This is a genomic window from Acidimicrobiales bacterium (assembly GCA_016716005.1).
GTDB lineage: Bacteria > Actinomycetota > Acidimicrobiia > Acidimicrobiales > JADJXE01 > JADJXE01.
The window spans coordinates 1,069,179-1,095,949 of the sequence record JADJXE010000001.1; the positions used below are offsets into that span (position 1 = coordinate 1,069,179).

Annotated in this window: 33 protein-coding genes; 14 read left to right on the forward strand and 19 right to left on the reverse strand. The window is 74.4% G+C overall.

The features are described from left to right. Positions 1-5: 5 nt before the first annotated feature. From IPM45_05150 to rsmD, 3 genes are read right to left on the reverse strand one after another with little or no spacing between them, the layout of a single operon-like run. On the reverse strand, positions 6-563 hold the full coding sequence (locus IPM45_05150; GenBank protein MBK9178949.1) for a hypothetical protein: 558 nt from the start codon (positions 561-563) through the stop codon (positions 6-8). After that, a complete protein-coding gene (gene coaD, locus IPM45_05155; protein MBK9178950.1) occupies positions 563-1,039 on the reverse strand; it encodes a pantetheine-phosphate adenylyltransferase in 477 nt (158 codons plus the stop codon). Before coaD ends, IPM45_05150 begins: the two co-directional genes overlap by 1 nt. A 6-nt stretch (positions 1,040-1,045) precedes the next feature. Next, positions 1,046-1,585 (reverse strand): 16S rRNA (guanine(966)-N(2))-methyltransferase RsmD, encoded by a 540-nt coding sequence (gene rsmD, locus IPM45_05160; protein ID MBK9178951.1) that lies wholly within the window; start codon positions 1,583-1,585, stop codon positions 1,046-1,048. Positions 1,586-1,624: 39 nt separating this feature from the next. On the opposite strand from rsmD, the gene IPM45_05165 reads away from it, so the two are divergent. From IPM45_05165 to IPM45_05175, 3 genes are read left to right on the forward strand one after another with little or no spacing between them, the layout of a single operon-like run. Further along, complete coding sequence (locus tag IPM45_05165) at positions 1,625-2,374, forward strand: crotonase/enoyl-CoA hydratase family protein (GenBank protein ID MBK9178952.1); 750 nt, start codon at positions 1,625-1,627, stop codon at positions 2,372-2,374. Continuing rightward, the gene (locus IPM45_05170) at positions 2,371-2,544 is read left to right on the forward strand and encodes a hypothetical protein (GenBank protein MBK9178953.1); all 174 of its coding nucleotides are present in this window, start codon (positions 2,371-2,373) and stop codon (positions 2,542-2,544) included. The genes IPM45_05165 and IPM45_05170 overlap by 4 nt, the downstream gene beginning before the upstream one ends. Beyond that, positions 2,541-3,911 carry an AarF/ABC1/UbiB kinase family protein gene (locus IPM45_05175; protein ID MBK9178954.1) on the forward strand — a complete coding sequence of 457 codons (1,371 nt, stop codon included), beginning with the start codon at positions 2,541-2,543 and terminating at the stop codon, positions 3,909-3,911. Before IPM45_05170 ends, IPM45_05175 begins: the two co-directional genes overlap by 4 nt. Here IPM45_05175 and recG read toward each other — a convergent pair. Together recG and IPM45_05185 are read right to left on the reverse strand one after the other, a co-directional pair. Further along, positions 3,893-6,055 (reverse strand): ATP-dependent DNA helicase RecG, encoded by a 2,163-nt coding sequence (gene recG, locus IPM45_05180; protein MBK9178955.1) that lies wholly within the window; start codon positions 6,053-6,055, stop codon positions 3,893-3,895. The genes IPM45_05175 and recG overlap by 19 nt on opposite strands. After that, positions 6,052-7,704 carry a DAK2 domain-containing protein gene (locus tag IPM45_05185; GenBank protein ID MBK9178956.1) on the reverse strand — a complete coding sequence of 551 codons (1,653 nt, stop codon included), beginning with the start codon at positions 7,702-7,704 and terminating at the stop codon, positions 6,052-6,054. The genes recG and IPM45_05185 overlap by 4 nt, the downstream gene beginning before the upstream one ends. 135 nt (positions 7,705-7,839) lie before the next feature. On the opposite strand from IPM45_05185, the gene IPM45_05190 reads away from it, so the two are divergent. The 4 genes from IPM45_05190 (at position 7,840) to IPM45_05205 (ending at position 10,838) form a co-directional block, all read left to right on the forward strand. Next, the gene (locus IPM45_05190) at positions 7,840-8,049 is read left to right on the forward strand and encodes a 50S ribosomal protein L28 (GenBank protein MBK9178957.1); all 210 of its coding nucleotides are present in this window, start codon (positions 7,840-7,842) and stop codon (positions 8,047-8,049) included. 78 nt (positions 8,050-8,127) lie between these two features. After that, positions 8,128-8,418, forward strand: coding sequence for a hypothetical protein (locus IPM45_05195; protein ID MBK9178958.1), 291 nt, complete (start codon positions 8,128-8,130; stop codon positions 8,416-8,418). Next, positions 8,418-10,208 carry a phosphoenolpyruvate carboxykinase (GTP) gene (locus IPM45_05200; GenBank protein ID MBK9178959.1) on the forward strand — a complete coding sequence of 597 codons (1,791 nt, stop codon included), beginning with the start codon at positions 8,418-8,420 and terminating at the stop codon, positions 10,206-10,208. The genes IPM45_05195 and IPM45_05200 overlap by 1 nt, the downstream gene beginning before the upstream one ends. Before the next feature lie 192 nt (positions 10,209-10,400). Then, the gene (locus IPM45_05205) at positions 10,401-10,838 is read left to right on the forward strand and encodes an Hsp20/alpha crystallin family protein (GenBank protein MBK9178960.1); all 438 of its coding nucleotides are present in this window, start codon (positions 10,401-10,403) and stop codon (positions 10,836-10,838) included. A gap of 90 nt (positions 10,839-10,928) precedes the next feature. Here IPM45_05205 and IPM45_05210 read toward each other — a convergent pair whose 3' ends face one another. Then, entirely contained in the window at positions 10,929-12,029 is a 1,101-nt protein-coding gene (locus tag IPM45_05210) for a Zn-dependent alcohol dehydrogenase (GenBank protein MBK9178961.1), read from the reverse strand. A 134-nt stretch (positions 12,030-12,163) separates the two neighbouring features. Here IPM45_05210 and IPM45_05215 point away from each other — a divergent pair, with 134 nt between their 5' ends. Beyond that, positions 12,164-12,400, forward strand: coding sequence for an Lrp/AsnC ligand binding domain-containing protein (locus IPM45_05215; GenBank protein ID MBK9178962.1), 237 nt, complete (start codon positions 12,164-12,166; stop codon positions 12,398-12,400). Between the two features lie 32 nt (positions 12,401-12,432). Here the strand turns inward: IPM45_05215 and IPM45_05220 are convergent, their stop codons facing one another. Next, complete coding sequence (locus IPM45_05220) at positions 12,433-12,825, reverse strand: hypothetical protein (protein ID MBK9178963.1); 393 nt, start codon at positions 12,823-12,825, stop codon at positions 12,433-12,435. Beyond that, complete coding sequence (locus IPM45_05225) at positions 12,822-13,157, reverse strand: antibiotic biosynthesis monooxygenase (protein MBK9178964.1); 336 nt, start codon at positions 13,155-13,157, stop codon at positions 12,822-12,824. The genes IPM45_05220 and IPM45_05225 overlap by 4 nt, the downstream gene beginning before the upstream one ends. Before the next feature lie 6 nt (positions 13,158-13,163). On the opposite strand from IPM45_05225, the gene IPM45_05230 reads away from it, so the two are divergent. Beyond that, positions 13,164-13,913 carry an HAD family hydrolase gene (locus IPM45_05230; GenBank protein ID MBK9178965.1) on the forward strand — a complete coding sequence of 250 codons (750 nt, stop codon included), beginning with the start codon at positions 13,164-13,166 and terminating at the stop codon, positions 13,911-13,913. Between the two features lie 43 nt (positions 13,914-13,956). After that, positions 13,957-14,193, forward strand: a complete 237-nt coding sequence (locus tag IPM45_05235; protein ID MBK9178966.1) for a hypothetical protein — start codon at positions 13,957-13,959, stop codon at positions 14,191-14,193. A 20-nt stretch (positions 14,194-14,213) separates the two neighbouring features. Here IPM45_05235 and IPM45_05240 read toward each other — a convergent pair whose 3' ends face one another. Genes IPM45_05240 through IPM45_05260 form a run of 5 tightly spaced genes read right to left on the reverse strand, consistent with a single transcriptional unit; the run spans position 14,214 to position 18,804 of the window. Then, entirely contained in the window at positions 14,214-15,332 is a 1,119-nt protein-coding gene (locus tag IPM45_05240; protein ID MBK9178967.1) for an iron-containing alcohol dehydrogenase, read from the reverse strand. Position 15,333: 1 nt separating this feature from the next. Further along, positions 15,334-15,888 carry a histidine phosphatase family protein gene (locus IPM45_05245; protein ID MBK9178968.1) on the reverse strand — a complete coding sequence of 185 codons (555 nt, stop codon included), beginning with the start codon at positions 15,886-15,888 and terminating at the stop codon, positions 15,334-15,336. Next, entirely contained in the window at positions 15,876-16,700 is an 825-nt protein-coding gene (locus IPM45_05250; GenBank protein MBK9178969.1) for a PIG-L family deacetylase, read from the reverse strand. Before IPM45_05250 ends, IPM45_05245 begins: the two co-directional genes overlap by 13 nt. 16 nt (positions 16,701-16,716) lie before the next feature. Then, a complete protein-coding gene (locus IPM45_05255; protein MBK9178970.1) occupies positions 16,717-17,865 on the reverse strand; it encodes a CoA transferase in 1,149 nt (382 codons plus the stop codon). A 51-nt stretch (positions 17,866-17,916) separates the two neighbouring features. After that, entirely contained in the window at positions 17,917-18,804 is an 888-nt protein-coding gene (locus tag IPM45_05260; GenBank protein ID MBK9178971.1) for an alpha/beta hydrolase, read from the reverse strand. Positions 18,805-18,874: 70 nt separating this feature from the next. Between IPM45_05260 and IPM45_05265 the strand changes: the two genes are divergently transcribed. Next, positions 18,875-19,798, forward strand: coding sequence for a TIGR03560 family F420-dependent LLM class oxidoreductase (locus IPM45_05265; protein ID MBK9178972.1), 924 nt, complete (start codon positions 18,875-18,877; stop codon positions 19,796-19,798). Positions 19,799-19,804: 6 nt separating this feature from the next. Here the strand turns inward: IPM45_05265 and IPM45_05270 are convergent, their stop codons facing one another. Further along, positions 19,805-20,518, reverse strand: coding sequence for an SRPBCC family protein (locus tag IPM45_05270; protein ID MBK9178973.1), 714 nt, complete (start codon positions 20,516-20,518; stop codon positions 19,805-19,807). Positions 20,519-20,634: 116 nt separating this feature from the next. On the opposite strand from IPM45_05270, the gene IPM45_05275 reads away from it, so the two are divergent. Genes IPM45_05275 through galK form a run of 3 tightly spaced genes read left to right on the forward strand, consistent with a single transcriptional unit; the run spans position 20,635 to position 23,953 of the window. Continuing rightward, positions 20,635-22,044, forward strand: coding sequence for a glycoside hydrolase family 1 protein (locus tag IPM45_05275; GenBank protein ID MBK9178974.1), 1,410 nt, complete (start codon positions 20,635-20,637; stop codon positions 22,042-22,044). Between the two features lie 14 nt (positions 22,045-22,058). Next, positions 22,059-22,949, forward strand: coding sequence for a galactose-1-phosphate uridylyltransferase (locus IPM45_05280; protein MBK9178975.1), 891 nt, complete (start codon positions 22,059-22,061; stop codon positions 22,947-22,949). Next, positions 22,946-23,953 carry a galactokinase gene (gene galK / locus IPM45_05285; GenBank protein MBK9178976.1) on the forward strand — a complete coding sequence of 336 codons (1,008 nt, stop codon included), beginning with the start codon at positions 22,946-22,948 and terminating at the stop codon, positions 23,951-23,953. The genes IPM45_05280 and galK overlap by 4 nt, the downstream gene beginning before the upstream one ends. 38 nt (positions 23,954-23,991) lie before the next feature. Here galK and IPM45_05290 read toward each other — a convergent pair whose 3' ends face one another. The 5 genes from IPM45_05290 to IPM45_05310 are packed head-to-tail and all read right to left on the reverse strand — an operon-like array spanning position 23,992 to position 26,741. Continuing rightward, positions 23,992-24,744, reverse strand: coding sequence for a cobalamin-binding protein (locus IPM45_05290; protein ID MBK9178977.1), 753 nt, complete (start codon positions 24,742-24,744; stop codon positions 23,992-23,994). Positions 24,745-24,758: 14 nt separating this feature from the next. Beyond that, a complete protein-coding gene (locus tag IPM45_05295) occupies positions 24,759-25,373 on the reverse strand; it encodes a PH domain-containing protein (protein ID MBK9178978.1) in 615 nt (204 codons plus the stop codon). A 56-nt stretch (positions 25,374-25,429) separates the two neighbouring features. Beyond that, the gene (gene def, locus IPM45_05300; protein MBK9178979.1) at positions 25,430-25,954 is read right to left on the reverse strand and encodes a peptide deformylase; all 525 of its coding nucleotides are present in this window, start codon (positions 25,952-25,954) and stop codon (positions 25,430-25,432) included. Continuing rightward, positions 25,938-26,474: an ACT domain-containing protein gene (locus tag IPM45_05305; protein MBK9178980.1), complete on the reverse strand. Its 537-nt coding sequence runs from the start codon at positions 26,472-26,474 to the stop codon at positions 25,938-25,940. The genes def and IPM45_05305 overlap by 17 nt, the downstream gene beginning before the upstream one ends. Beyond that, positions 26,475-26,741 carry a metallopeptidase family protein gene (locus IPM45_05310; protein MBK9178981.1) on the reverse strand — a complete coding sequence of 89 codons (267 nt, stop codon included), beginning with the start codon at positions 26,739-26,741 and terminating at the stop codon, positions 26,475-26,477. Positions 26,742-26,771 lie beyond the last annotated feature (30 nt).

The following is a 26,771-nucleotide window of genomic DNA, read 5'->3' on the forward strand; positions in this document are numbered from 1 at the left end:
GGCCCTCAGCCCTCGTCCTGGTCGAAGAAGGAGCTCTCCTCCTCCGCCTGCGACGGCTCGCTGGCCGCCGCCGCCATCGGGTTCACCTGGAGCCGCTCCCGGCCGACCTGCACCATCTTGCGCGTCTTGTCGAGCACGGCCTCGAAGGTGGCCAGCTTCTGGTCGCAGAAGTCCTCCACCTCGTGACGCATCCGGCGGGCGTCGTCGGAGGCCGCTTCGAGGGTCTGGCGGGCACGCAGCTCCGAGGCCCGAACCACCTCGGAGCGCGACACCATCCGCTCGGCCTGGGCCCGCGCCGCGTCGAGGAGGGCGTCGGCCTCCCGCCTGGTCTTGACCAGGAAGTCGTCGCGCTCCCGCAGCATCCAGCGGGCCCGGCGCAGCTCCTCGGGCAGGCGGCTCACCGCCTCCTCGAGGAGCTCGAGCACCTCGTCGCGGTTCGGCAGCATCGCCGACGAGGACAGCGGCATCGTCTTGGCGCCTGCGATGATCGACACCACGCGGAGCAGGATCGCCTCGGTGTCGGCAGGCGCAGCGGGGACGTGCTCGTCGGGCGGCAGGCTCATCAGCTCATCCGTTCCTTCAGCCGGCGCGACACCGCGACCGGCACCATCGAGGACACGTCGCCACCGAAGCGCGCGATGTCCCGGATGAACTTGGACGCCAGGAACGAGTGTGACGACGCCGACGGCAGGAACACGGTGTGCATGCCGCCGATGGCGTGGTTCATCTGGGCCATCTGGAGCTCGGTCTCGAAGTCGGACACCGCCCGGAGCCCCTTCACGATGAAGTCGGCCCGGACCTCGCGCGCCAGGTCGACGACGAGCGAGGAGAACATGGTCACGGTGACGTTGTCGAGATGGGCCAGCGCCTCCTCGAGCATGGCCTCACGCTCGTCGAGCGTGAAGAGCGGCTCACCCTTCTGCGGGTTCCGCATGGCGGCCACGACCACCTCGTCGAAGAGCCGGTGCGCCGTCTCGACGATCTCGAGGTGCCCGTTGTGGAAGGGGTCGAACGTCCCCGGGTAGAGCACCCTGGCCAACGGCGGTCACTCCATCTCCTCGGCCGGCTGCCCGGCCGGCACGGCGAACGTCACCACGGTACCGCCGTAGCGGCGCGCCCGAACGACCTCCCACCCCGGACCGGGCCCGATGGCCCGGTCCGACTCGATCACCACCAGGGACGCGCGCAGTCGGGCGAGCACCTCGGGCCAGCGATCGAACTCGTACGGGGGATCGAGCAGCGCCAGGTCGAACGGCCCGTGGTCGGCGGCCAGCCAGGCCAGGGCGTCGGCGGCCACGACCTCGGCCCCTGCGACGCCCGTGCCGGCCAGGTTGGTGCGCAGCGCGGCGAGCGCGACCGGGTCGCGCTCGACGAAGACCGCCGAGGCCGCGCCCCGCGACAGCGCCTCGATGCCGAGCGCGCCGCTGCCGGCGAACAGGTCGAGCACGCGACCACCCTCGACGGCGCCCAGGCTCCCCAGCGCGTTGAAGACCGCCTCCCGGACACGGTCGGTCGTGGGTCGCACCCCCCGGCCGCGCGGGGCCACCAGGCGGCGCCCTCGAGCAGACCCGGCGACGACCCGCACCGGGCCACCGTACGTGAGCAGCGGCGTACGGTGGCACCCATGAGCGACCGCGCCGCAGCCTCGGTTCCCGCGCCCGTCCGGGTGGTCCGGATCGGGCGGCCCGACGTCCGCAACGCCATCGACGGCGCGACGGCCCAGCGCCTCCACGACGAGCTGCTGGCCTTCGAGGCCGACCCCGACGCGAGGGTGGCCGTGCTCACCGGCGACCACCAGGCGTTCTGCGCCGGCGCGAACCTCAGGGACCTGCCCCGGCTGCGGCCCAGCGGCCCCCTCGGCCCCACGCGGCTCCAGCTGTCCAAGCCGGTCGTCGCCGCCGTCGAGGGCTGGTGCGTGGCCGGCGGGGTCGAGCTGGCGGCCTGGTGCGACCTCCGGGTCGCCGGGGCCTCGGCCCGCTTCGGCTGCCTCGAGCGCCGCTGGGGGGTGCCGCTCATGGACGGCGGCACGTACCGCCTGCCCCGCATCGTCGGGCTCGGGCGCGCCCTCGACCTCATCCTCACCGGCCGCGAGTTCGACGCCGACGAGGCCCTCGCCATCGGCTTCGTGAACCGGGTGGTCCCGGCCGGGGAGGCGCTCGACGTCGCCGTCGCGCTCGCCGACGAGATCGCGTCGTTCCCCTGGGGCTGCGTGCTCCACGACCGCGCCGCGGTGTACGAGGGGCTCGGCCTGGGCCTGGCCGAGGGCCTGGCCAACGAGGATCGCCACGGGCGCGCCGTGGTCCTCTCGCCCGGCTTCGGGGCCGGCGTCGCCCGGTTCGACGCCCACCAACGCGACCGGCGGGGGCGGGGGTGAGCGACCTCGTCCCGGCGGTGATCGTCTGCGTCGACTGCGGCGGCGACGCCCATCTGCTGAGCGAGCCGGACGAGACCGGCATCTTCCACCCGGGCGAGGTGGTGGTGTACCGGTGCCGCGACTGCCGAGACCGGTGGGACGTCGTGGTCCCCGACCTCGGCGAGCCGTGACCCCGGCCGGCCACGCCCGGCCCGCCGGCACCGTGGGTGCCCGAGCGGCCCAGGTCGCCTCTGTGCTGACCGGCGCGAGCCTCGGCTGGGCGGGCGACGCCGTGCGGACCCGCTCCCGCCGGCCCGGCCCGGTGGTGGGGACGTGGGGCCCCGAGCGCCTCCGCCGGACGCTCGAGGACCTCGGCGCCACCTTCGTGAAGCTGGGCCAGGTCCTGTCGAGCCGGCCGGACCTGCTGCCGCCCGCGTACCAGGCCGAGCTGGCCCGCCTGCAGGACGCCGCGCCGCCCGTGCCCACCGCCGTGCTCGAGCGCTGCCTGGCCGAGCAGCTCGGCGACCGGCCCGGCCGGGCGTTCGCCCGCTTCGACTGGTCACCGCTCGCCGCGGCCTCGATCGGGCAGGTGCACGCGGCCACCCTCCACGACGGGCGCGAGGTCGCGGTGAAGGTGCGGCGGCCGGGCATCGTGGAGCAGGTCGAGCTCGACCTCGACCTGCTCCACCGGCTGGCGCGCGCCGTCGACCGCGGCGAGCTCGGCCGGCGCTACGACCCGGTCGGCCTGGTGGAGGAGTTCTCGTCCACCCTGCGGGCCGAGCTCGACTACGTGCGCGAGGCGTTCAACGCCGAGCGCTTCGCCCGCCTGCTCGGGGGCCACGGCTGGGTGCACGTGCCCCGCGTGGTGTGGGACCACGCCACGCCGGGCCTGCTGACCCTCGAACGGGTGCGGGGGGTGAAGATCACCGACCTTCCCGGCCTCGACCGGCTGGGCGTCGAGCGCCAGGCCCTCGCCCGGCACCTGGCGCTGCTCTACCTGGAGATGGTGTTCGAGCACGGCTTCTTCCACGCCGATCCCCACCCCGGCAACTTCTTCGTCGAAGCCGGGGGGCGGATCGGCATGGTCGACTTCGGCATGGTGGGCCTGGTGGGGCCGACCGTGCGCGACGGCCTGTCGGCGGTGCTGCTGGGCCTGGCCACGTACGACTCCGAGCGGCTCGGCGTCGCGCTCCTCCGTCTGGGGGTGGCGGGGCCGAGCATCGACCGGACGGCCCTCCACCGTGACCTCGACGACCTCGTCGCCCGCTACACGGGTGCCACGCTGGGCCAGCTCCAGCTCGGCCCGGTGCTCGAGGACCTGATGGCGGTCGTGCGGGCCCACCGGCTGCGGCTCCCGCGCGACCTCGCCCTCCTGCTGAAGACGGTCGTGATGTGCGAGGGCGTCGCGGTCCGGCTGGACCCCGACTTCGACTTCATGACCCTGCTGGTGCCCTACGCGGCCGGGGTCGGCCGCACCCGACCCGCTGCGGACCCCGGCCCGCGAGCCGCCGAGGCGGCCGAGCGCCCGACCAGCGCGGGTCAGGACCGGAACAGGTAGTCCGCCGAGTCCTCGACCAGCAGCGCCACCTCGTCGGCGAGGCCCGGATGGGCCGCCAGTGCGGGGTCGTCGCCCACGAGCTCCACGGCGACCTCTCTCGCCGTCTCGACGCAGGCCCGGTCGCGCCGCAGCGACGCCAGGCGGAAGTCGGTGCGGCCCTTCTGGCGATCGCCCAGCAGCTGGCCCTCCCCCCGGAGGTCGAGGTCGATCTCGGCCAGCTCGAACCCGCTGGCGTGGTCGACGACGGCCCGGAGCCGGGCCGTCGCCTCCGGGCCCAGCTCGGTGCCGGTCACGAGGAAGCACCGCGAGTGGTCCGCGCCGCGTCCGACCCGCCCGCGCAGCTGGTGGAGCTGGGCGATCCCGAAGCGGTCGGCGTCGAGGATCGCCATCACGCTGGCGTTCGGCACGTCGACGCCCACCTCGATCACCGTCGTGGCCACGAGCACGTCGAGCCCGCCGGCGCGGAAGGCGTCCATCGTCAGCTGCCTGTCGCGGGGCAGGACCCGGCCGTGGAGGAGCCCGAGCCGCAGCCCGGCCAGCTCGCCGCCGGCGAGGCGGTCGTGCACCTCGGTGGCCGCCGACGCCTCGAGCTTCACCGACTCCTCGATGAGGGGGCACACCACGTAGGCCTGCCGCCCGGCCGCCACCTCGGCGCGCACGGCGGCCCACACCTCCTGCTCGGCGTCGGCACCCGCGGCCCACCGCGTGGTGATCGGCTTCCTACCCGGTGGCAGCTGGTCGAGGGTCGAGGTGTCGAGATCGCCGTAGACGGTGAGCGCCGCCGTGCGCGGGATGGGCGTGGCCGTCATCACCAGCACGTCGGGCACGCGCCCCTGCCCCTGGTCGTCGACGCCGCCCTCACGAAGCACGGCCCGCTGCTCCACCCCGAAGCGGTGCTGCTCGTCGATCACCACCGCTCCGAGCCGGCGGAACCGCACGCCCTCCTGGATCAGGGCGTGGGTGCCGATCACGATGTCGACGCGCCCGGCCTCCAGGCCGTCGAGCAGCTCTCGGCGCTCGGCCGCGGTCGTGCGGTTGGTGAGCAGCGCCACCCTCACCGGGCGCTCGTCGAACAGGCCCTCGGCATGGGGCACCGTGAGCCCCTCGACCAAGGCGCCGACCGACTCGTGGTGCTGCTCGGCCAGCACCTCGGTGGGCGCCATGAGGGCCCCCTGGCCGCCGTTCGACACCGCCCCCAGCAGGGTGGCCACCGCAACCACCGTCTTCCCCGAGCCCACGTCGCCCTGCAGGAGGCGGTGCATCGGGTGGGGTCGGGCCAGGTCGGCCAGCACCTCCTCGATCACGCGCTCCTGCGCCCCGGTGAGCTGCCAGGGCAGCCCGGGGAGGAACCGCTCGACGAGGGAGCGGTCGTCGTGGCGGTGGCCGACGGACCGGGCACCGAGCTCCTGCTTCCTGGCGACCAGCGCGACCTGGACCCGCAGGAGCTCGTCGAACACCAGGCGGGCGCGGGCCGCGGCCACGTCGGCCATGCTGGTAGGGGCGTGGATGCTGTGCAGCGCCGTGCCGCGATCGCATAGCCCGAGCCGGCCGAGGACGGGGGCGGGCACCGGGTCGGCGAACCCGCGGAGCGCCGCCCGCCGGAGGGCCTCCTCCACCAGTCCGGCGATCTCCCACGTGGTCAGGTCGGCCTTCTCCGACTGCGGGTAGATCGGCACGATCCGGCCGGTGCGGTCGCCGATGAGATCGACGACGGGGTTGGTCATCTGGGGCTGCCCCTGGTACTGCTCGACCCTCCCCCAGAAGGCGGCGTTGGTGCCGACCGCGAGCTGGCGTTCACGCCACGGCTGGTTGAAGAACGTCACCCGCATCCGGCCCGAGCCGTCGGACACAGTGGCGGTCACGATCGACCGTCCGCCCCTCCGGCCCGGCGAGCCGCCCAGGGGGCGCCCGCTGATGCGCTCGACCCGGCCCAGCACCAGGGCCTGCTCGCCCTCGACCAGGTCGCGCACCCGCGCCTCGTTGGTGCGGTCGACCCAGCGGCGGGGGTACAGCTGCAGCAGGCCGAGCACGTCGGTGATGCCGAACCCGCGGAGGGCGGCCTCCTTCTTGGGCCCGACCCCGTGGAGCCGCCCGATCGGGATGGCTTCCAGGTCGCGCAGGGTGAGGGGCGCCGAGCCGCTCACTCCACGCCGAAGAGGTAGGGGTAGAGGGGCTGGCCGCCGTGGTGCAGCTCGGCGCTGGCACCCGGCCGCTGGTCGGCGAGCCACTCGGTGATCCGCCGGGTGTCGGCCGCCGAGGCCCCCTCGCCCTCGATGATCGTGACGATCTCGTGCTGCTCGGTGACGAGCACGTCGAGGAGGGCGCAGGCGGCGTCGTGCACCGACGGGGCGATGGCCCGGATGCCGTCGCGGCAGATGCCCAGCCAGTCGCCCTCGGCGATCGGCCCGAGGTCGCAGGTGGAGTCGCGGACTGCGCGCGTGACCTCGCCGGCCACCACGTGCTCCGCCGACGCGCCCATGGCCGCCGCGTTCTCGTCGGCGCTCGCCTGCGGGTCGTAGGCCATGAGGGCCGCGAAGCCCTCGGCGATCCCCTTGGTGGGGACGACCCGCACCACCTTGTCGGTGAGGGCGTCGACCTGCTCGGCGACGGGGACGATGTTCTTGTTGTTCGGCAGCACGACCACCTCGTCGGCCGGGGTGGCGAGAACGGCCTCGAGGATCTGGGCCGTGCTGGGGTTCATGGACTGCCCGCCGGCCACGATCTGCTGCACCCCCAGGGAGTAGAAGATGCGGCGCACCCCCGGGCCCGAGCCCACCGCCACCACGGCCGTCGGCACCGGCTGGTGCACGTGGGGCGGCTCCTCGACCAGGCCCCCCTCGACGGCGCCCTCGCGCACCCAGCGCTCCTCCTCCACCTGCTCGTGGAGATCGGTCACCCGGATGTTGCGGGGGCGGCCGGCGTCCAACGCAGCCTCGATCGACGCACCCACGTCGTCGGTGTGGATGTGGCAGTTCCAGAGCCCGTCACCGCCCACGACCACGATCGAGTCGCCCAGGCCGGCCCACACGTCCTTGAAGGCGGCGATCGACTCGTCGGGGGCCTCGAGCAGGTACATCACCTCGTAGCGCAGGTCGCCCTCCCCGTGGTGACCGGCCAGCACCGTCGCCGGCAGCAGGGCCTCGGGGCCGGGCGCAGCGGGCGCCTCGGGGACCGGCCGGCCCGCCACCACCGCGAGGGCGGCGTCGAGCAGGAGGACGAAGCCCGCGCCCCCGGCGTCCACGACCCCGGCCTCGGCCAGCACGGGCAGCAGCTCCGGGGTGTGCTCGAGCGCCACCGCCCCCGCTTCCCGGGCGGCGTCGAGGACGTCGACCAGCGTCGCCCCGCCCGCTGCGGCGCTCGACGCGCCCTCGGCCGCGGCGCGCGCCACCGTGAGGATCGTCCCCTCGACCGGACGCATGACCGCCTGGTACGCCGCTGCGGCCGACTCGGTGAGGGCCTCGGCCAGCACGCCCGGACCAGCCGGGTCGGACGGGGCGATCACCTCGGCGAGCCCGCGCAGGATCTGGGAGAGGATCACGCCGGAGTTGCCGCGCGCACCCATGAGCGATCCGTGGGAGATGGCCTTGCAGACGGGCACCATCCCCGACTCGGCGTGGCCCAGCTCGGCCACCACCGACTCGAGGGTGAGCGCCATGTTCGTGCCGGTGTCGCCGTCGGGGACCGGGTAGACGTTGAGCCGGTTGATGGCCGCCTGGTGCGCTCGGAGCGCGTCGCGGTAGCCGACCATCACCTGCCGCACGTGCTCGGCGGTGAGGTGCTCAAGCGTGGCCACGGGGGACGATGCTACCGGCGCCCACCTCCTCGCTTGGTGGGACGGCCCCCGCCGCTGGTAACCTCGTCCTTCGTCCCCGGGGCCGGCCCGCGGGCCGGGCGCGAGCCCGGAGCAAGCAGATCACGAGAGGCGTCCATGGCAGCGGTGTGCGAGGTGTGCGGCAAGCATCCGTCGTTCGGCATGCGGGTCAGCCACTCCCACGTGCGCACCAAGCGCCGCTGGAACCCCAACATCCAGCGGGTCCGGGCGCTCGTCAACGGCGCTCCGCGGCGGCTGCACGTGTGCACCTCGTGCATCAAGGCGGGCAAGGTCACCAAGGTCCCGCGCCCGCTCCCCCAGGGCTAGCCGCCACACCTGCGGCGCCCCTCGCGCGTTTCGTCGGCGCCGACGCCCTGCTGGTACCGTTCGGCCCATCACACCTGGGTGAGCACGGAGGCGTCGTCGGTGCAAGGCGTGATCAAGTCCTACGACCCGGGCACCCGGGCCGGTTCCCTCCTGCGTGACACCGATCTCGCGGAGCTCGAGCTCGCCCCGGACGCGCTGGCGGGCTCGGTGTTCCGCATGCTCCGCCAGGGCCAGCGTGTGGTCTTCGACCTCGACGGCCAGGGCCGGGCCACGCAGCTGCGCCTGGGCTCCGAGATCGACCTCGGCACCCCCGGGTTCCCCCCGACCGGCCCGGCGACGTCGCCGGGCCCGACCTCAACGGAGAGGTGATGAGCGCGACCACGACGAACAAGCGCCTGCTCGACTGGGTCGACCAGTGGGCCGGCATCCTCAAGCCGGACCGGATCGAGTGGTGCGACGGCTCCCAGGAGGAGTACGAGCGGCTGTGCCGGCTGCTCGTCGACGCGGGCACGTTCGTCCGGCTCGATCCGCAGAAGCGCCCGAACAGCTTCTGGGCCCGCTCCGACCCGAGCGACGTGGCCCGGGTCGAGGACCGGACCTTCATCTGCTCCGAGCGGGAGGTCGACGCCGGGCCCACCAACAACTGGCGGGCGCCCGACGAGATGCGAGCCGAGCTGCGCTCCCTCTACGACGGGGCGATGAAGGGCCGCACGCTCTACGTCGTGCCCTTCTCGATGGGGCCGCTCGGCTCCCCGATCGCCCACATCGGCGTCGAGCTCACCGACTCCGCCTACGTGGCCGTGAGCATGCGGATCATGACCCGCATGGGCCAGGGCGCCCTCGACGTGCTCGGCGACGGTGACTGGGTGCCGGCCGTCCACTCGGTGGGCGCCCCGCTGGACGAGGGCCAGGCCGACGTGCCGTGGCCCTGCAGCCCCACGAAGTACATCATCCACTACCCCGAGACGCGCGAGATCTGGTCGTACGGCTCCGGGTACGGCGGCAACGCCCTGCTCGGCAAGAAGTGCTTCGCCCTGCGGATCGCCTCCGTCATGGCACGCGACGAGGGCTGGCTCGCCGAGCACATGCTGATCCTCAAGCTCACCAACCCGCAGGGCCACAGCCGCTACATCGCCGGCGCCTTCCCGTCGGCCTGCGGCAAGACCAACACGGCGATGATGGTGCCGACGGTCCCCGGCTGGACGGTGGAGACCATCGGCGACGACATCTGCTGGATGAAGGTGGGCACGGACGGCCGCCTCCACGCCATCAACCCGGAGGCCGGGTTCTTCGGCGTGGCCCCGGGCACCGGCGCCGACACCAACCCCGTGGCCGTCGACTCCCTCCGCAAGGACTGCATCTTCACCAACACCGCCCTCACCGACGACGGCGACGTGTGGTGGGAGGGCCTCACCGACGAGCCCCCGGCCGAGTGCACCGACTGGCGCGGCGAGCGCTGGACGCCCGACAAGGGCACGCCGGCCGCCCACCCCAACGCCCGCTTCACCGTGCCGGCCGTGAACGCCCGCTCGATGGCCCAGGAGTGGGACGACCCGACCGGCGTGCCCATCTCGGCGATCATGTTCGGGGGCCGCCGCTACCAGACCATCCCGCTCGTGTTCGAGGCCCACGACTGGCACCACGGCGTGTTCATCGGCTCGATCATGGGGTCGCGCACCACCGCGGCGCAGGCCGGCGCCCAGTCGGTCCTCCGCCGCGACCCCTTCGCCATGCTGCCGTTCTGCGGGTACAACATGGGCGACTACTTCGCCCACTGGCTCGACATGGGGAACCGCGTCGAGCCGAGCAAGCTCCCGCGGATCTACTCGGTGAACTGGTTCCGCAAGGACGACGACGGCCGGTTCATGTGGCCCGGGTTCGGCGACAACAGCCGGGTCGTGAAGTGGATCTTCGAGCGCCTCGACGGCACGGCCGAGGGCGTCGACACCGCCATCGGGGTGCTGCCCCGGCCGGCCGACATCGACGTGACGGGCCTCGACCTGCCCGACGGCGTGCTCGACACCCTGCTCGAGCTGGAGCTCGACGGGTGGCGCGAGGAGATCGCCCTGGTCGAGGAGCACTTCGCCAACTTCGGCGACCGGCTCCCGGCCGAGCTCCGCGACCAGCTCGACCAGCTGGCGAAGCGCCTCATCGGGTAGCGGCGCCGGCTCCCAGGTCTGCACACGGTGCCCGGCCCCCAGGGGCCGGGCACCGGCGCGCGCGGACCCGGGCCAGCGCTGACGGTCCACCGACATCCTCATGGAACGCTCCGCTTCCTTGAGTGTGAACGACACAGGATCTCTCTAGACTGAGGATGAAGGTTCACCCTGGAGCCCGAGGAGGGATCACCCGTGTTGCTGCGCTTCGACCCGTTCCGCGACCTCGACCGGCTCGCCGAGCAGGCGTTCGCTCCTGTCACCGGCGCGCGCCGCGTGCCCATGGACGCCGTCCGGCGGGGCGAGAAGATCGTCATCTCCTTCGACCTGCCCGGCGTCGACCCGGCGTCGGTCGACCTCACCGTCGAGGACAACAGCCTCACCCTGAAGGCCGAGCGCCGGCCCGAGCGCCTCGAGGGCGACGAGGTCATCATCGGTGAGCGGAGCTACGGCGCGTTCACCCGACAGCTGTTCCTCGGCGACAACCTCGACACCGCCGGGATCGAGGCGGCCTACGTCGACGGCGTGCTCACCGTCACCGTGCCGATGGCCGAGCAGGCCAAGCCCCGCAAGGTGGCCGTCACCACCGGCGGCGGCGTCACGCCCATCGAGACCAACGCCCACGAGGGCTGATCGGCCCGATCACCGCCCGGACCTCGTCGAGGACGGCCGGCGGGCAGCGCTCGCCGGCCGATCCGGGGGACGGGGGCAGCCCGACCGAGCTCACAGCGAGAGCACGGTGCGCAGCCCCACCCCCGCCTGCATGTCGGTCACGGCCTGGTTGATCTCGGCGAGGGGGCGGCGCGCCGTGACCATGCCCTCCAGGTCGAGCCGGCCGGCCCGCCACAGCTCGAGCAGGCGGGGGAACTCCCGGTGGGGGTTCGCGGAGCCGAGGAAGCAGCCGACGAGCTTCTTCTCGACCAGGCCGAAGCCGATGGCGTGCACGTTCACCACGTCCTGGATCGGCGGCACGCCCACCATCACCACCGCTCCGCCGTTGCGCACGGCCGGGAACAGCGACTCCACGATCGACGCCCGCCCGACCGCGTCGAAGGCGTGATCCACCCCGATCCCGACGGTGAGGGCCAGCGCGGCCTCGCTCGGGCTGCCGGCGGCGGGATCGACCACGTCGGTCACCCCGAAGGACAGCGCCTGCTCGCGCCGGCCGGCGATCGGATCCACCCCGATGACGCGTGAGGCACCGGCCAGGCGGGCCCCCTGCGCGATCGAGATGCCGACCCCGCCGAGGCCCACGATCATCACCGTGTCGCCCACCTGCACCTTGGCCGTGTTGATGACGGCCCCGACGCCGGTCTGCACCGCGCAGCCCAGCACCGCGGCGATCTCGAGGGGCGTGTCGGCCGCCACCTTCACGGCCGCTTCGGCCGGGACCACCGTGCGCTCGGCGAAGGCGGCCAGCACCACACCGCTGCGGTACACGGGTGCGCCACCGCGAGAGAGCCGGGTGCCCCCGTCGGGGAAGATGCCGGCGGTGAGCGCCGCACCGGGGCCGCACTGGGAGAACTCGCCCCGGACGCACCAGTAGCAGCGGCCGCAGGGCGGGCGCAGCGTGAGGATCACCTTGTCGCCGGGCGCGAGGCCGAGCACCCCCGCGCCCACCTCCTCCACGACCCCGCCGGCCTCGTGGCCCAGGAGCAGCGGCAGCGGGCCGGGCAGGCTCCCGTCGATGAAGTGGAGGTCGGAGTGGCAGAGCCCGCAGTGCTCCACCCGCACCAGCACCTCCCCCTCGCCGGGAGGATCGAGGTCGACGTCGTCGACGACGTTCAGCGGACGGCCCGGCTCCTCGACCAGCGCAGCACGCACGGCTCCCCCTTCGGTTCGCGCCAAGACGGCGGCGGGAACCTAGCCGAGCCGGGCCGGCCGGGGAACCGGCGGCCGGGGACGTCTACCATGCGCCCACGGTGCCCGGCAGAGCCGGGTGTGCGCAGGGGGTCGCCATGCAGGTGAGCGCGTACATCCTCATCCAGACCGAGGTGGGCAAGGCCGCCCGGGTCGCGTCCCAGGTCGGGGCCGTGCCCGGCGTGGTCTCGGCCGAGGACGTGACGGGGCCGTACGACGTGATCGCCCGGGCCGAGTCGGCGTCGATGGACGATCTGGGCAAGATGGTCGTCAGCCGGGTGCAGATGATCGACGGGATCACCCGCACCCTCACCTGCCCCGTCGTCCACCTGTAGCCGGCGGGCGGTCCGCTAGCCGCGGCCGGTGGTCAGACCTGGCCCACGAGCATCGCCCTGATGCCGAGACCCATCACGAACAGGCCGCCCAGCCCGTACAGCAGGTAGAGCCGGTGTCGGAGCTGGTGGCGGTACGAGTACAGGATGCCGACGGCGATGATGGCCACGAAGCCGTAGAACATGTGGAACTGCGGCGCCTCGATCCCCTCGCCGGCGACGAGGCCCACACCCATGGCCACCTGCACGAACACCGCCAGCTCGACGAAGGCCGTGAACCACCACAGCGCCCGGGTCCGCAGCGGCTCGAGCCAGCTGGCGCCGAGGGCCCACAGGCCCGCCAGGCCGTTGCCGATCACCACGAACCAGGACCAGCTGGTGTGCAGGTCGAGCAGGACGAGCCCGAGGGCGACGGGACGGGGGCTCACCCCGCCGGGCGGGGCGGGGCCGACTGGGCGACCTCGAACGACCACAGCTCGCTCGACACCGAGACCGGTCGCTCTGGGGCGGCCGCCCCTGCGTCGGGACCCCGGTGACCGTGGGCGAAGGCGGGCGACGAGACCCAGGCCTCGAACGCCTCCTCGTCGCGCCAGTGCGTCACCACGAGCCACGTCGAGCGACCGTCGGTGGGCCGCAGGAGCTCGAAGCCCTCGAACCCGTCGGCCCCGTCGACGGCGCCGGCTCGCCCGGCGAACCGCTGGGCCAGCTCCTCGCCGCCATCTTCGGGGATCGTGATCGCGTTGATCTTCACGAGTGCCATGACCCCATGATGGCGCCCGTGGCCGCGCTCATCCTCTTCGACATCGACGGCACCATCATCCGGGCCGGCGATCCGGACCACCGGCGAGCCTTCGACGAGGCGCTCCGGGCCGTGTACGGCGTGCCGGCCTCGCTCGACGGGCTGGAGCTGGGCGGGATGCTCGACAGCCAGCTGGCCCGCCTCGCCCTCGCCCCCCATCGGCTCCCGACCGCGCTGGTGGAGGAGCGGCTCGACCAGCTCATGCGGGAGATGGGCCAGCGGTACGGGGCGGCGGTGGCGCCCGGCGACCGCGTCGGCTGGGTGCTGCCCGGCGTGGTGGCCACCGCCCAGCGGCTGGCGGCCACGGGCCACACCGTGGGCGTCCTCACCGGCAACAACCGCTGGGTCGCCGAGGCCAAGCTGGGCGCAGCCGGGGTGGGCGCGCTGTTCCGCCTCGGCGCCTTCGGCGACCGGGCGGCCGGGCGTGCGGAGCTCGTCGTCGAGGCGCGCCGAGCGGCCGGCGGGCGTGGAGCCGGGGCGGACCGTTCGACGGTGCTCGTCGGCGACACGCCCCTCGACGTGGCCGCGGCCCACGCCGCCGGCGCCTGCGCCCTCGCCGTGGCCACCGGGCGCTGGACGATGGCCGAGCTGGCCGGCTCGGGAGCCGACGCCGTGCTCCCCGACCTGGCCGACGTCGACGCCGCGGTGGCCCTGGTCGACGCCCTGCTCGTCGCCGACGGCTCCGACGGGAAGCGGCCGCCCGGCCCACCGGTATGATCCCGGTCTCGCCGCCGGCGGCCGGCGGACAAGGGAGGCCACCATGAGGAAGCTTTTCCGCCCACGCAACCTGATCCTGCTCGGACTCGTCGTGGGCGTGGCCGTGGTCGTGGCCAAGAAGCTCGGCGGGGGCAGCGCCGAGGTCGACTACTCGGCGACCACGTCGTACACACCCACGTACACCCCGCCCGCCGAGACCACCGGGCCCAACGGCGACGGTGGCGTCACCGAGGCCGCGGAGACGATCGTCGAGGAGTCGATCACCGACACCACCGACTGAGCCCGGCCCCTCCCGGGGCGCTAGGACGCGTCGTCGAGCAGGGCGCGCACGTCGGACTCGCCGGCGGGCCGCGGGCTGCGCTGCACCCGCGGGTCCGCCTGCGACAGCCTGGCCACCGCGTCGAGATCCTCGTCGGCGGCGCCCAGCGCCCGCAGGCGGGCGTCCAGCCCGGTGCGCGACACCACGGCCGCGACGGCCTCGGCCGGGTCGCCGGACCCGCCCAGCGCGGCGGCGATCGCCGTGGCCGCGTCCACGGGGATGGCCTCGGCCGTGAACCGGACGCTGTGCGCCAGCAGCGCGGCACCCGCCAGCCGGTGGGGGACGCCGGTGCGGCCGGCCACCAGCTGGGCGAGGGCGTGGTGCAGGCCGGCGGGGGCGTTGTGCAGGCTCCGCCCGCCGAGCACGGCCGCAACGAGCAGCTCGTCGCGGGCCCCCTCGTCGCCGTCGGCCAGCGCCGCCAGGCCGCGGCCGGCGGCGGCCACCGCCGCCAGAGCAACCGCCTGGGCCTCGGTCGAGCGGTCGGGCGCCCACGCCGCCTCGACCCCGTGAGCGAGCGCGGTGAGCCCGGTCGCGGCGGCCAGCTGAGCCGGGACGTCGCGGCTCAACGCGGGATCGGCGACCACCGCGGACGGTGCGCACGACGGGCTGCCGGCGGGCCGCATGGCCCGCGACCGCTGGTCGGTGATGGCGAAGAACGGGGTGACGGCGGCGCCCACGAAGGTGGTCGGCACCGACACGTGGGGCAGCTGCGGGCGGTCGGCGAAGGTGCCGGCCGTGCCGCCGCCCTGCTGCTCGACGAAGAAGCAGACGGCCTTGGCCAGATCGACGGCCGAGCCGCCCCCGAACGACACGACACCGTCGACGGCCTCGCGGCGGGCCTCCACCACCCCCGCCTGCACCGCGCTCGCCGGCACGTGCGGCGGCGCGTCGGCCACGGCGGCCACCAGGAGGCGGCCGAGGAGCCGGGTGAGGCGCTCGCCGTCGGGCGAGCGCAGCCGGCCCTCGGTGGTGACGAGGAGCACCCGGCGGACCCCCAGCACCCGCAGGAGCTCGGGGAGGGCGCGCAGCGCCCCCGCGCCGGCGACGACCTGCTGGGCCAGGCCGGTGTGGACCACGGGGTGGTCGGCGGCCCCGTCCACGTCAGCGGACCAGGGTGTCGGGGGCGGACGTGCCCAGCTCGACCACCCGCAACCGCCGGCCGTCGTGGTCGACCGTCGTGCGCGAGCAGTTGTCGGGCGCGAACACCACCACCCGGTCGTCGCCCAGGGCCCGCCCGACCACCGCGTTGATGGCCACGAAGTGGCTCACCACCACCGTGTCGGAGGTGAGCGAGAGGACGCGCTCGACCACGGCGTCGCGCCACGCCCCGTAGTCGGCGGCCAGGTCGGCCCAGGTGCCGGCCATGGCGGCGCGCAGCCAGGTGGTCCGCTCCTGCATGGGCACCCCCACCGGCGACGGGATCTCGGCCACGCCCGGATCGACCTCGGCGCGCACGCCCCAGCGTGCCTCGAGCGGCGCGGCCGTCTCGCGGGTGCGCCGGAGGGGACTGACGCGGATCGCCATGGGCTCGAGACGGCCAAGCTCGTCGGCCAGGGCCGTGGCCTGGGCCCGCCCCAGCCCGTCGAGCCCGGGGTCGGCGTGGACGTCCCAGCCCGCCGACGCCCGCCCGTGGCGCACCAGGATCAGCCGGGCCACGGCGCTCGACCGGCCCCGAACAGGTCGTCCTCGACGATGCCGCCGGGCCGGTCGCGACGCCGGTACCACTCGGTGCCGAATGCCCTGGCGAAGACCTCGTCGGGCATCTGGAGGAAGAAGGAGTCCTCCGAGATCTGGCTGGCGTGGGCGCGCATCGACGCCCGCTTCACGTCGAGGTACGCGCGCACGTCGACCGCGGTGGTGAGCTCGGCCTCGGGCAGCCCGAACGAGTCGGGGTCGATCGGGTCGTCGTCGGGGTCGGCCGCCTGGTCGGGCACGTCCAGGCCCGCCTCGCGCGCCGCCGCCTGCAGGCGCCGCATCTCGTCGCGGTTCATGGTGGCCTCGTAGACGCGGGCGGTACCGGCCAGCTCGGCGGCTCGCAGCCCGACCCGGTGCACCTGGATGTGGTCCGGGTGCCCGTAGCCTCCGTGCCCGTCGTAGACGGTGAGGACGTCGGCCCGCTCGTCGGCGAGGATCGCGGCCAGCCTGCCGGCGGCCTCGTCGACGTCGGCCCGCCAGAAGCACCCGGGCAGGTCGTTCTCGAGCACGCCCATCATCCCCGAGTCGGTGTAGCCCAGGAACTCGACCCGCTGGACCCCGAGGAGCTCAGCCGATCGGAGCGTCTCCTGCACGCGGCGCTCGCCCAGCGGCTCGCCGTCGTCGAGGAAGCCGTCGGCCACCTCGCCGTGCTCCCCCCGAGTGGCCACCACCAGCACCACCCGGTGCCCGGCGGCGGCCGCCTTGGCCATCGTGCCGCCGGTGGCGATCGACTCGTCGTCCGGGTGGGCGTGGAAGCAGACCAGCGTGGCCACGCGATCGGCCCGCGCCCTACTTGACGGCACCGGCGCCGCGCAGCGTGGCGATCTCCTCGGTCGAGAGGCCGCACCAGTCGGCCAGCACCTCGTCGGTGTGCTGGCCGGCGTGCGACGGCGGCCGCTGCACCTCCACCTCCGTCCGCGAGAACCGCGGCGCCGGCGCGGGCTGCGCGACGCCCGCCACCTCGATGAAGGTGCCCCGATGGCGGTTGTGGGGGTGCTCGATCGCCTCGGCCATGGTGAGCACCGGGGCGAAGCACACGTCGGTGGTCTCCATGGCCTCGCACCACTCGGCTCGCGTCTTCGACCGGAACACCTCGGCCAGGCGCTCCTTCAGGGCGGGCCACGCCGAGCGGTCCATCTGGCGGGCCAGGTCGGCATCGTCGGCCAGCCCGGTGCGAGCCAGGAGCTCGGCGTAGAACTGGGGCTCGATCGACCCGATGGACACGTACTCGCCGTCGGCGCACTCGTACACGTCGTAGAAGTGGGCGCCGGTGTCGAGGAGGTTGGTTCCCCGCTCCTCGCTCCAGATCCCCATGGCCCGGAAGGCGTGGAACATCGTCATCAGCACGGCGGCGCCGTCGACCATGGCCGCGTCGATCACCTGCCCGCGCCCCGATCGCTGGGCCTCCAGGAGCCCGCACACCACGCCGTAGGCCAGCAGCATCCCGCCGCCGCCGAAGTCGCCGACCAGGTTCAGGGGCGGTGTGGGCGGCTGGCCCGAGCGACCCACGTGCGCCAGGGCACCGGCCAGCGCGATGTAGTTGATGTCGTGACCGGCGGCCTGCGCGTAGGGCCCGTCCTGGCCCCAGCCGGTCATGCGACCGAACACCAGCCTCGGGTTGCGGGCCAGGCACACCTCGGGACCCACCCCGAGGCGCTCCATCACGCCGGGCCGGAACCCCTCGACGAGGGCGTCGGCCGACTCCACCAGGCGGAGCAGCGCCTCGACCCCGCCGGGGTTCTTCAGGTCGACCCCGATCGAGCGCCGGCCCCGCATGAGCGCGTCGGCCGGCGGACGCTCCGGGTCTCCCCCGACGACGGACTGGGCCCGGTCGACGCGCACCACGTCGGCGCCCATGTCCGCCAGCATCATGGCGCAGAAGGGACCGGGCCCGATGCCTGCCACCTCGATGACCTTCACGCCTGACAGCGGTCCCACGGCGACCTCCTCGACTGGTTGGGATGAGGCTAGCGAGGGGGCGCGTCGGCGTCAGCCGGACGCGGGGACCCGCTCGGTGTGGCGCACGATGGCGTCGACGATCGCCGGCCACAGCGGCTGGGGCAGGTCGTGGCCCATCTCGTCGAACACGAGCAGCTCCGCGCCCGGCACGAGCTCGGCGGTGTGCTCGCCGCCCGACACGCCCACGAGCGGATCGAGACGTCCGTGGATCACGAGGGTGGGCGCCGTCACGCCCGGCAGGCGGTCGTCGCGGCTCCCCGACGCCATGATCGCCACGAGCTGGCGACCGGTGCCCGCCGGGTAGAAGCAGCGGTCGTAGGCCTCGCTGGCGCGCCGGCGGGCCCGGGCCTCGTCGAAGAGCGCGGGGCTCCCGATGATCCTCGAGGCGACGATCGCCGCCTCGATGGCGCCCTCCCGGTCGGCGGGCGGGCGGTTGAGCAGCACCTCCATGGCCTCCGGCTGGGCGCCGCCCACGGCCCGGTTGCCGGTGGTCGACATGATCGACGTCATCGTGAGCACCCGGTCGGGATGCTCGATCGCGATGGTCTGCACGATCATCCCGCCCATGGACGCGCCCACGACGTGGGCGGCGGGGAGGCCGAGCACGTCGAGCAGGCCCACAGCGTCGGCGGCCATGTCGGACAGCGTGTACGGCGCGTCGATCACCTGGCCGCCGAGGGCCGCGGCCACCATGGCCAACACGTCGACCCGGGCGCCGTCGAGCTTGGTGGAGAGCCCGACGTCGCGGTTGTCGAACCGGATCACGAACCGCCCGCGGTCCGCCAGCAGCCGGCACAGGTCCGCGTCCCAGGAGGTCAGCTGGGCGCCCAGGCCCATCACCAGGAGCACGGGCGGGTCGGCCGGGTCCCCGAACGTCTCGTACTCCAGCTCGATCCCGTTGGCGGCGGCGCGCGGCATGCGGGGCATCCTGGCGGGACTTGACCGGATGGTCAAGGGACGGTGCCGGCAGCCCGGATAGGGTCCGCCCATGACCGTCTTCGGGGTGCACGCCGGGCTCCAGAACACCGACACCGACACGCTGCGGGCGCTGTGGCGACGCATCGAGGAGCTCGGCTACGGCTGGATCTCGGTGTGGGATCACTTCTACTCGGCCGACCTGGCCGCCGAGGGCGGGAGCTGCCTCGAGGCCGTCGCCACCCACGCCGCGCTGGCGTGCGACACCTCCACGGTCCGCTGCGGCTCCCTGGTGTACTGCGTGCTCTACCGGAGCCCGGCCGTGCTGGCCAACGCCATCGCCACCATCGACCACCTCTCCGGCGGCCGGGCCGACCTCGGGCTCGGTGCCGGGTGGCACCAGCCCGAGTTCGAGGCCTTCGGCATCCCCTTCCCGGCGGCCAAGGTGCGCCTCGACATGCTCGAGGAGGCGGCGGCCTGCATCCGGGGCCTGCTCCGGGACGAGCGCACCACCTTCTCGGGGGAGCACTTCCGCCTCGACGACGCCCGCTGCGAGCCCCGCCCGCTGCAGGCCGACCTCCCGATCTGGATCGGGGGCAGCGGCGAGAAGCGCACGCTGCGCATCGTCGCCCGCCATGCCGACGGCTGGAACGTGCCGTTCGTGTCCCCCGAGCAGTTCGCGGCCAAGCGCGCGGTCCTGCTCCGCCACTGCGACGAGGTCGGTCGCGACCCGGGCGAGATCCGGTGCGCGGTCAACGTGGGGCTCGCCTGGACCGAGGAGAGCCTGCTCCACCAGTTCGGCGGCATCGCCGAGCTCGTGCGCCCCGGCGTGCTCGGGGGCAGCGACGAGGAGGTGCTCGAGCGCATCGGCGAGTACGTCGAGGCCGGCGCCGAACAGGTGAACATCGCGCTGCGGGCCCCCTTCGACGGCGAGGCCCTCGAACGGCTGGCCGACGCCCTCGCCCTCACCCCGGCGGCTCGGCCGGCAGCGGGCTGACCCTCGTCACAGATCGCCGGCGTGCACCGGTCCCGGGCTGGCCGAGGGCACCCGCCGCTCGGCCCGCAGCCGGATCCCGTCGAGCATGGTGTGCTCCATCACCGTGTCGGCCGCGCCGACCAGGCCGAACAGCGGCCGGGCCCACCGGGGCGCGACGGTTGCCCGCACCCGCACCAGCAGCCGGGTGTCGCCGTGCTCCCCCGGCCGGAGCACGAACGCCCAGCTCGACTCCACGTACGGGCCGACGTGAGGGTCGAGCGGATCGACCTCCCGGCCGGTGACGGGGTGCCGGCACGAGTACAGCGCCAGGGCCCGGTCGGCCTCGAGCACCGCGACCCGCCACACGCCCATGCCCTCGTCGGCGCGGGGCCCGTCGGGGATCGGGTCGCCCACGGCCAGCTGCTGCAGGGCGGGCTCGAGGTGGTCGGCGCTGGGGCGGCCGTCGTCGTCGAACCGGTACCAGCTGTACCAGCCGGCCCTCCCGAACCCCATCTGCACGAGCCAGGGCCACACTGCGTGCGGGGGCGCCTGGATGGTCACGCCCCTCGTGGCCACCCACTGCGGCACGGGCACGAGATGGTCGCCGGGCAGGGCCAGACGGGCCTCGGCGGGCGTGACGCTCGGCCGCAGGAGTGCCGGCCGGGCCAGGCCGTAGGCCAGGTAGGCGGCATTCGTGCCGGGAGCGCTGGTCGCCACGGAGCGAGCGATGCGGCGGAGCATCGGGCACCACCTCCGTGCCGATCCTGCCCCGCCGCGGCGCGCCCCGCCAGAGCCGGAGGTCCCGGCGGACGGCGGCGCGCCAGCCGGGCCCGCGGCGAGGGTCTACCGTGCGCTCGATGAGCGAACCCTTCACCCTTCCCGAGGGGTTCCGGTTCGGTGTGGCCACCGCCGGGTTCCAGACCGAGGGCGGCTACAACGGCCCGGGCGAGCCCCGCAACAACTGGTTCGACTGGGAGGCGGCCGGTCGCGTCGAGCCCTCCGGCGACGCCCTCCGCTTCTGGGACGAGTACGAGCACCACCTCGACCGGGCCGTGGCGGCGGGCTGCGACGCCTTCCGGCTGTCCGTCGAGTGGGCCCGGTGCGAGCCACACGAGGGCGACGTCGACACGACGGCCCTCGACCGCTACGCCGCGATCCTCGACGCCTGCCACCAGCGGGGCCTCGAGCCCCTCGTCACCCTGCACCACTTCACCCACCCCCACTGGATGGGGCCGGACCTCTGGCTCGACGCCGACTCGCCCGAGCGGTACGCGGGTTGGGTGCGCACGGCCGTGAGCCGTCTCCGGGCACACTGCCGCAGCTGGGTGACGATCAACGAGATCAACATCCTGGCCCTGCAGACGTACGTCACCGGCGACTTCCCACCGGGCCGGCGCCTGAAGACGAACGAGGCCACCCGTGCCATCGACCACCTGCTGGCTGCGCACGTGCTCGGGTACGCCGAGATCAAGGCGTTGCAGCCGGAGAGCGTGGTCGCCACCAACAACTACTCGTTCTCCGTCTACGAGCTCGACCGCCTCGCCATCGACGTGCTCCTCGCCCGCCACCACGACGTGGCCCGCGACGAGCTCGGCCCGTGGCTGCTCGCCCGTCGCGACGCGCACGACCTGGCGACCGCGACCACGGCCGGCACCGAGACCGTCCTCCGGCGATGGGCCCGGTCCGCGGTGCCGCTCGAGCATGCGCTCCCCCGCGCCGTGTCGGCGGTGTTCGACAGCACCCACCCGTGCACCCTCGACGTGACCCAGGTCGACTACTACAACCCCCTCGTGGCCTCCCACGTTCGGCTGCCCGGCCATCGCACGGCCGGCGGCCGGGTCTGGACGCCGGCCCGGAGGCTGTGGGACGACCCGCCCGACCCCACCGGGTTCTCCCGGTACGTGCGCATGAACGTCGAGCCCGGGCTCCCGGTCTGGGTGGTGGAGAACGGCCTCTGCAACCGGGTGCGGCGGGGCCGCTCCTACCCCCGCCTCGACGGCTGGGACCGGGTCCGCTACCTGCGGGAGCACCTCAGAGAGGTGGTGCGCCTCCTCGACGGGGGCGTGCCCGTCGGCGCGTACTACCACTGGTGCCTGGCCGACAACTACGAGTGGGGCAGCTACGAGCCGCGCTTCGGCCTGTACGGCGTCGACCGGTCCCGCGGCCTGCGATGGACCGACTCGGACGCCATGGGCGGCGACGCGGCCGGCGCGTTCCGCCGCATCGCCGACGGCCTCCGCGCCGGCGACCGCTCGGTGCTGGGCTGACCGACGGGCGCCCCGTGACGGAGGAGCCCGCCCCGCGCCGGGCCAGCGAGGCGCGCGTCGATCCGCTGACCGGGGCCACGACCGTGATCGTGGGGAGCCGGCAGGGCCGGCCGAACCTGCCCGCGGCCGGATGCCCGTTCTGTCCGGGCGGGCTCGAGGCGCCGGCGCCCTACGACACGTTCTGGTTCGTGAACCGGTGGCCCGCGATGCCCGACGACCGGTGCGAGATGGTGCTGTACACACCCCAGCACGACGCCACCTTCTGGTCGCTCGGGGTCGACGGCGCGCGGCGGGTGGTCGATCTGTGGGCCGACCGCACGGCTGCCCTCGGCGGCCGCCCCGACATCGCCTACGTGCTCGTGTTCGAGAACCGCGGGCCGGAGGTCGGCGCCACGATCGCCCACCCCCACGGGCAGATCTACGCCTTCGACGTGGTGCCCGACGTCCCCCGTCGTGAGCTCGAGCGGGCGGCCGAGCTCGGCTGCCCGCTCTGCGCCGAGCAGCCCGGCGCCCGGCTCGTCGCCCGCTCGGAGGGCTGGAGGGCGTGGGTGCCCCACGCGTCGTCGTACCCGTACGGCCTGGTGATGGCGCCCGAGGCCCATCTGCCCGACCTCCCCGGCCTCGACGACCCCGGCCGCGCCGCCCTGGCCGCGCTCCTCGTCGACGTGCTGGCCCGTCTCGACCGGCTGTTCGACGCGCCCCTCCCCTACATGCTCTGGATCCACCAGCGCCCGACCGACGGCGCGCCGTGGCCGCAGGCGCACCTGCACCTCGAGCTGGTGTCGCCCTACCGCGCCGCGGGCGTGCAGCGCTTCGTGGCCGCCGGCGAGCTGGGGTCCGGCATGTTCTTCAACCCGGTGGTGCCCGAGGACGCCGCCGAGCAGCTCCGCGGCCTCGGCCCGTGACCACGGTGGTGGCCCGCGCGCCCGGCCGGGTCAACCTGATCGGCGACCACACCGACTACACGGGTGGGCTCGTGCTCCCCATGGCGATCGACCTCGAGACGGTGGTGGAGGGCGAGCGCACCGGCGACGTGGTGGAGCTGCACTCCGACGCCCGGCCGCACCCGGCCCGCGTCGCGCTCGACGTCGGCGACCCGGCGGCGGTGGAGCCGGACTGGGCGCGCTACGTGGCCGGCGTGGTCGCCGAGGTCCGGCCCCGGGTCGGGCTCGTGGGCCGGGTCCGCTCGACCGTGCCCGTCGGCTCGGGGCTGTCGTCGAGCGCGGCGCTCGAGGTGTCGGTCGCCCTCGCCCTGGGCTTCGAGGGTTCGCCGCTCGCCCTGGCCCTCGCCTGCCAGCGGGCCGAGCAGCGGGCCAGCGGGGTGCCTTGCGGCGTGATGGACCAGCTGGCGTCGGCCGCCGGCGTGGCCGGCCACGCCCTCCTCGTCGACTGCACCACGCTCGAGGTCCGCCCGGTCCCCCTCCCCCCCGGCGTCGAGGTGGTGGTGGTGCCGTCGGGCCAGCCGCGGGCCCTCGCCGGCTCGGCCTACGCCGAGCGGCGGGCCCAGTGCGAGGCAGCCGCGGTCGAGATCGGTCCGCTGCGCGAGGCCCGCCCGGCCGACGTGGCCCGGCTGGCCGACGTCGTCGTGCGCGCCCGGGCCCGACACGTGGTGACCGAGAACGCACGGGTCCTCGCCTTCGCCGACGCCCTCGCCCGCGGCGACCTGGCCGCGGCGGGGCGCTTGATGACCGAGAGCCACGTGAGCCTGCGCGACGACTTCGAGGTGTCGACGCCGGTCCTCGACGCCCTGGTCGCCCGCCTGTCGGCCACGGCCGGCGTGTACGGCGCCCGCCTCACCGGGGCCGGCTTCGGCGGCTGCGTGGTGGCCCTCTGCGAGCCCGGTGCGCCGATCGAGGGTCGGGTGGTGCGCGCGTCGGCGGGCGCCTCGGTGGCGACCGGCACGACATGACCCCTGCCGGCCGCCGGGCGGCCACGGGCCCACCCGCCTCAGGCCGATCGGCCGTCCGGACGAGGAGGACCGCCCGCTCCGCCTCGTCCGGCTTCCCGGCCGCTGAGACGGCCCACAGCGGCCCGTAGGCGCCGCAGGGCGGACGGTGTGCGGACGCCCCACCAGAACAGGTCCCGGCCGTCCACGAACGAGACGGGGGCCACCTGCTCGAGCTCGGCGCGGTGACGCCCGCCGAAGGGGTACGGCTCGCTGGGCGCGAGGACCACGTCCGGCCGGCGAGCAGCCGCCTCGGGCAGGGTCACCTCGGGGTACCGCACCGGCGACGCACCGAACACGTTCGAGGCCCCGGCCAGGCCGAGCAGCGACGACCCGTAGGTGTCGCCGCTGAGGGTCATCCAGGGCCGGCGCCAGATCGGCACGAACGCCCGGAGGGCACCGTGCGGCGCGGCCACGTCGAGCTCCCGCCAGCCGCCGTCCGGGCGCCACGCGGCACCGACGCACTGGGCCAGCCGCACCAACGCCGGCACCACATCGGCCACCGCACGCACCGACAGCACCTCGAGGGCCAGGCCGGCGGCGGCGAGCGACTGGGCGTCGTCGAGCCGGTTCTCCTCGTCGCAGACCACGACCAGATCGGGGCGGAGCACGGCGACCGCGGCCACGTCGGGATCCTTGGTGCCGCCGACGACCTCGGCGCCCGGCGCCTCGCAGAACCGCGTGACCCCGACCGGGCTGACGCCCCACGCGAGGAGCGTCTCGGTGACGGACGGGACCAGGCTGACCACGCGCACGGCCGGCCGGCGGCTCAGATCTGGCCGAGCAGCTTGGCCTTCTTCTCCTGGAACTCCTGCTCGGTGATCACGCCGCCCTGCCGGAGCTCGTCGAGCTTGCGGATCTGATCGGGGACGCCGTCGGCGGACGGCTGCCGCACGCGGTCGAACTTGCGGTTCTCGTTCTGCTCCATCTCCCGGAAGATGACGTTCTGCACCGTGTCCGGCTTGCGGATGAACGAGAACTGCTGCTGGCCGAACTCCGACGCCGACTCGATGAGCAGGCTCCCGGCCCCGAGCAGGCGGTCGATGACGTTCTGCCGGAAGATGACGTTGTTCACCCGCTCCAGCGGGATCTGGATGCCCTGCTTGGCGAACACCCCGTGGCGGTAGATGACGCGGTCGGTGGTGACGACGAACTCCTTGGTGAGCCACTGGTAGTAGCGCCAGACGGCCAGGGCCAGGGCCACGAGGATGAGCGCGATCCCCACATAGGCCGAGACGTCGCCGCCGACCACGCTGTACAGGACGATGGCGACGACCACCGCCAGGATCAGGAAGGCGCTGCGCCCGGCCACGTACCACCAGTGCGGCCGCATGTCCAGGACGATGTCCTCGCCCTCGTTGAGGAGCTTGCGGGGAAAGGCCATGGGCGGAGCCTACCGAGCATCTCCTCCGCCGTCGGGTGACGGTCGCGTGCCGGCGGCTAGCGGTAGACGCGCCGGCGGAAGACCCGGTCGGGCGACACCACCCGGTCGAGGAACAGCAGGCCGTCCAGGTGGTCGAGCTCGTGCAGCAGGGCGCGGGCCTCGAAGGCGTCGGCGCGGATCACCCGGTCCTCGCCGTCGAGGGTGCGGCCCCGCACCACCACCGAGGTGGGACGGGCCACGTCGCCGGTGAGGTCGGGCACGCTCATGCACCCCTCGCGGGCGACTTCGCGGCCCTCGCACGCGACGAGCTCGGGGTCGAACAGCACGAGCTCGCCGTGGCACGACCGGGCCTTGCGGTGGCCGGTGACGTCGAGCGAGAAGGCGCGTGTCGCCACGCCGATCTGCGGGGCGGCCAGACCGACGCAGTGGGTATGGGCACGCATGGTGTCGAGCAGGTCCTGGGCGAGGCTGCGGGCGGCGGCCTCGATCTCGCCGACCGGTGCGGCCGGGCGCGCCAGGACGCGATCGGGAAGGAGGACGACCGGGCGGATCACGGGGCCAGGTTCAGAAGATGTCCGGATCGACGGGCCGGAGGACGCAGTCGACGTCGAGCTCGGCCGCGGCCGCCTCGAGATCGGCGCGCAGCCGGTCGACCGCCAGCCCGGGCGGGAGGGCGAGGTCGAGCAGCAGCACGTACACCGGCCTGTCGTCGGGCCCGACCACGCGCGTGCTCAGGTCGACCACGTTGGCGCCGTGCCCGGCGCACACCGCGGCGACCCGGTGCACGATGCCGGGGCGGTCGGCCCCGTGCACGCTCACCCGCCACCCTGCCGCCTCCGCGGGGGTGCCGGCCGGGTCGCCGAGGGCCCGCACCACCACCACCAGGCCCAGGTCGTCGGCGACCGGCGCCAGGGCCGCCTCCAGCGACGTCGACGTGACGCCCTGGGGAGCGGCGACGACCAGCATCATGGCGAAGTGCCCGCGGAGGATGGTCATCGACGTGTCCTCGAGGTTGCAGGCGTGGTCGACCAGCACCCGGGTCACGGCGGCCACGATCCCCGGACGGTCGGCGCCGATGGCGGTGACGGCGAGCCGGCTCACTCAGCCCCAGCCCAGCTCGTGCAGACGGTCGTCGTCGATGCCGAAGTGGTGGGCCACCTCGTGCACCACCGTGACCCGCACCTGGTGCACCACCTCGGCCTCGCTCCCGCACAGTTCGAGGATCGGCTCCCGGTAGATCGTGATCCGGTCGGGCATGACCATCCCGGCGTAGCCGCCGTCGCGCTCGGTGAGGGGAACCCCGTGGTACAGCCCCAGCAGCCCACGCTGGCGGGGCCGGTCCTCCACGAACACGGCCACGTTGTCCATCCGCTCGCCGAGGCCTTCGGGGAGGCCGTC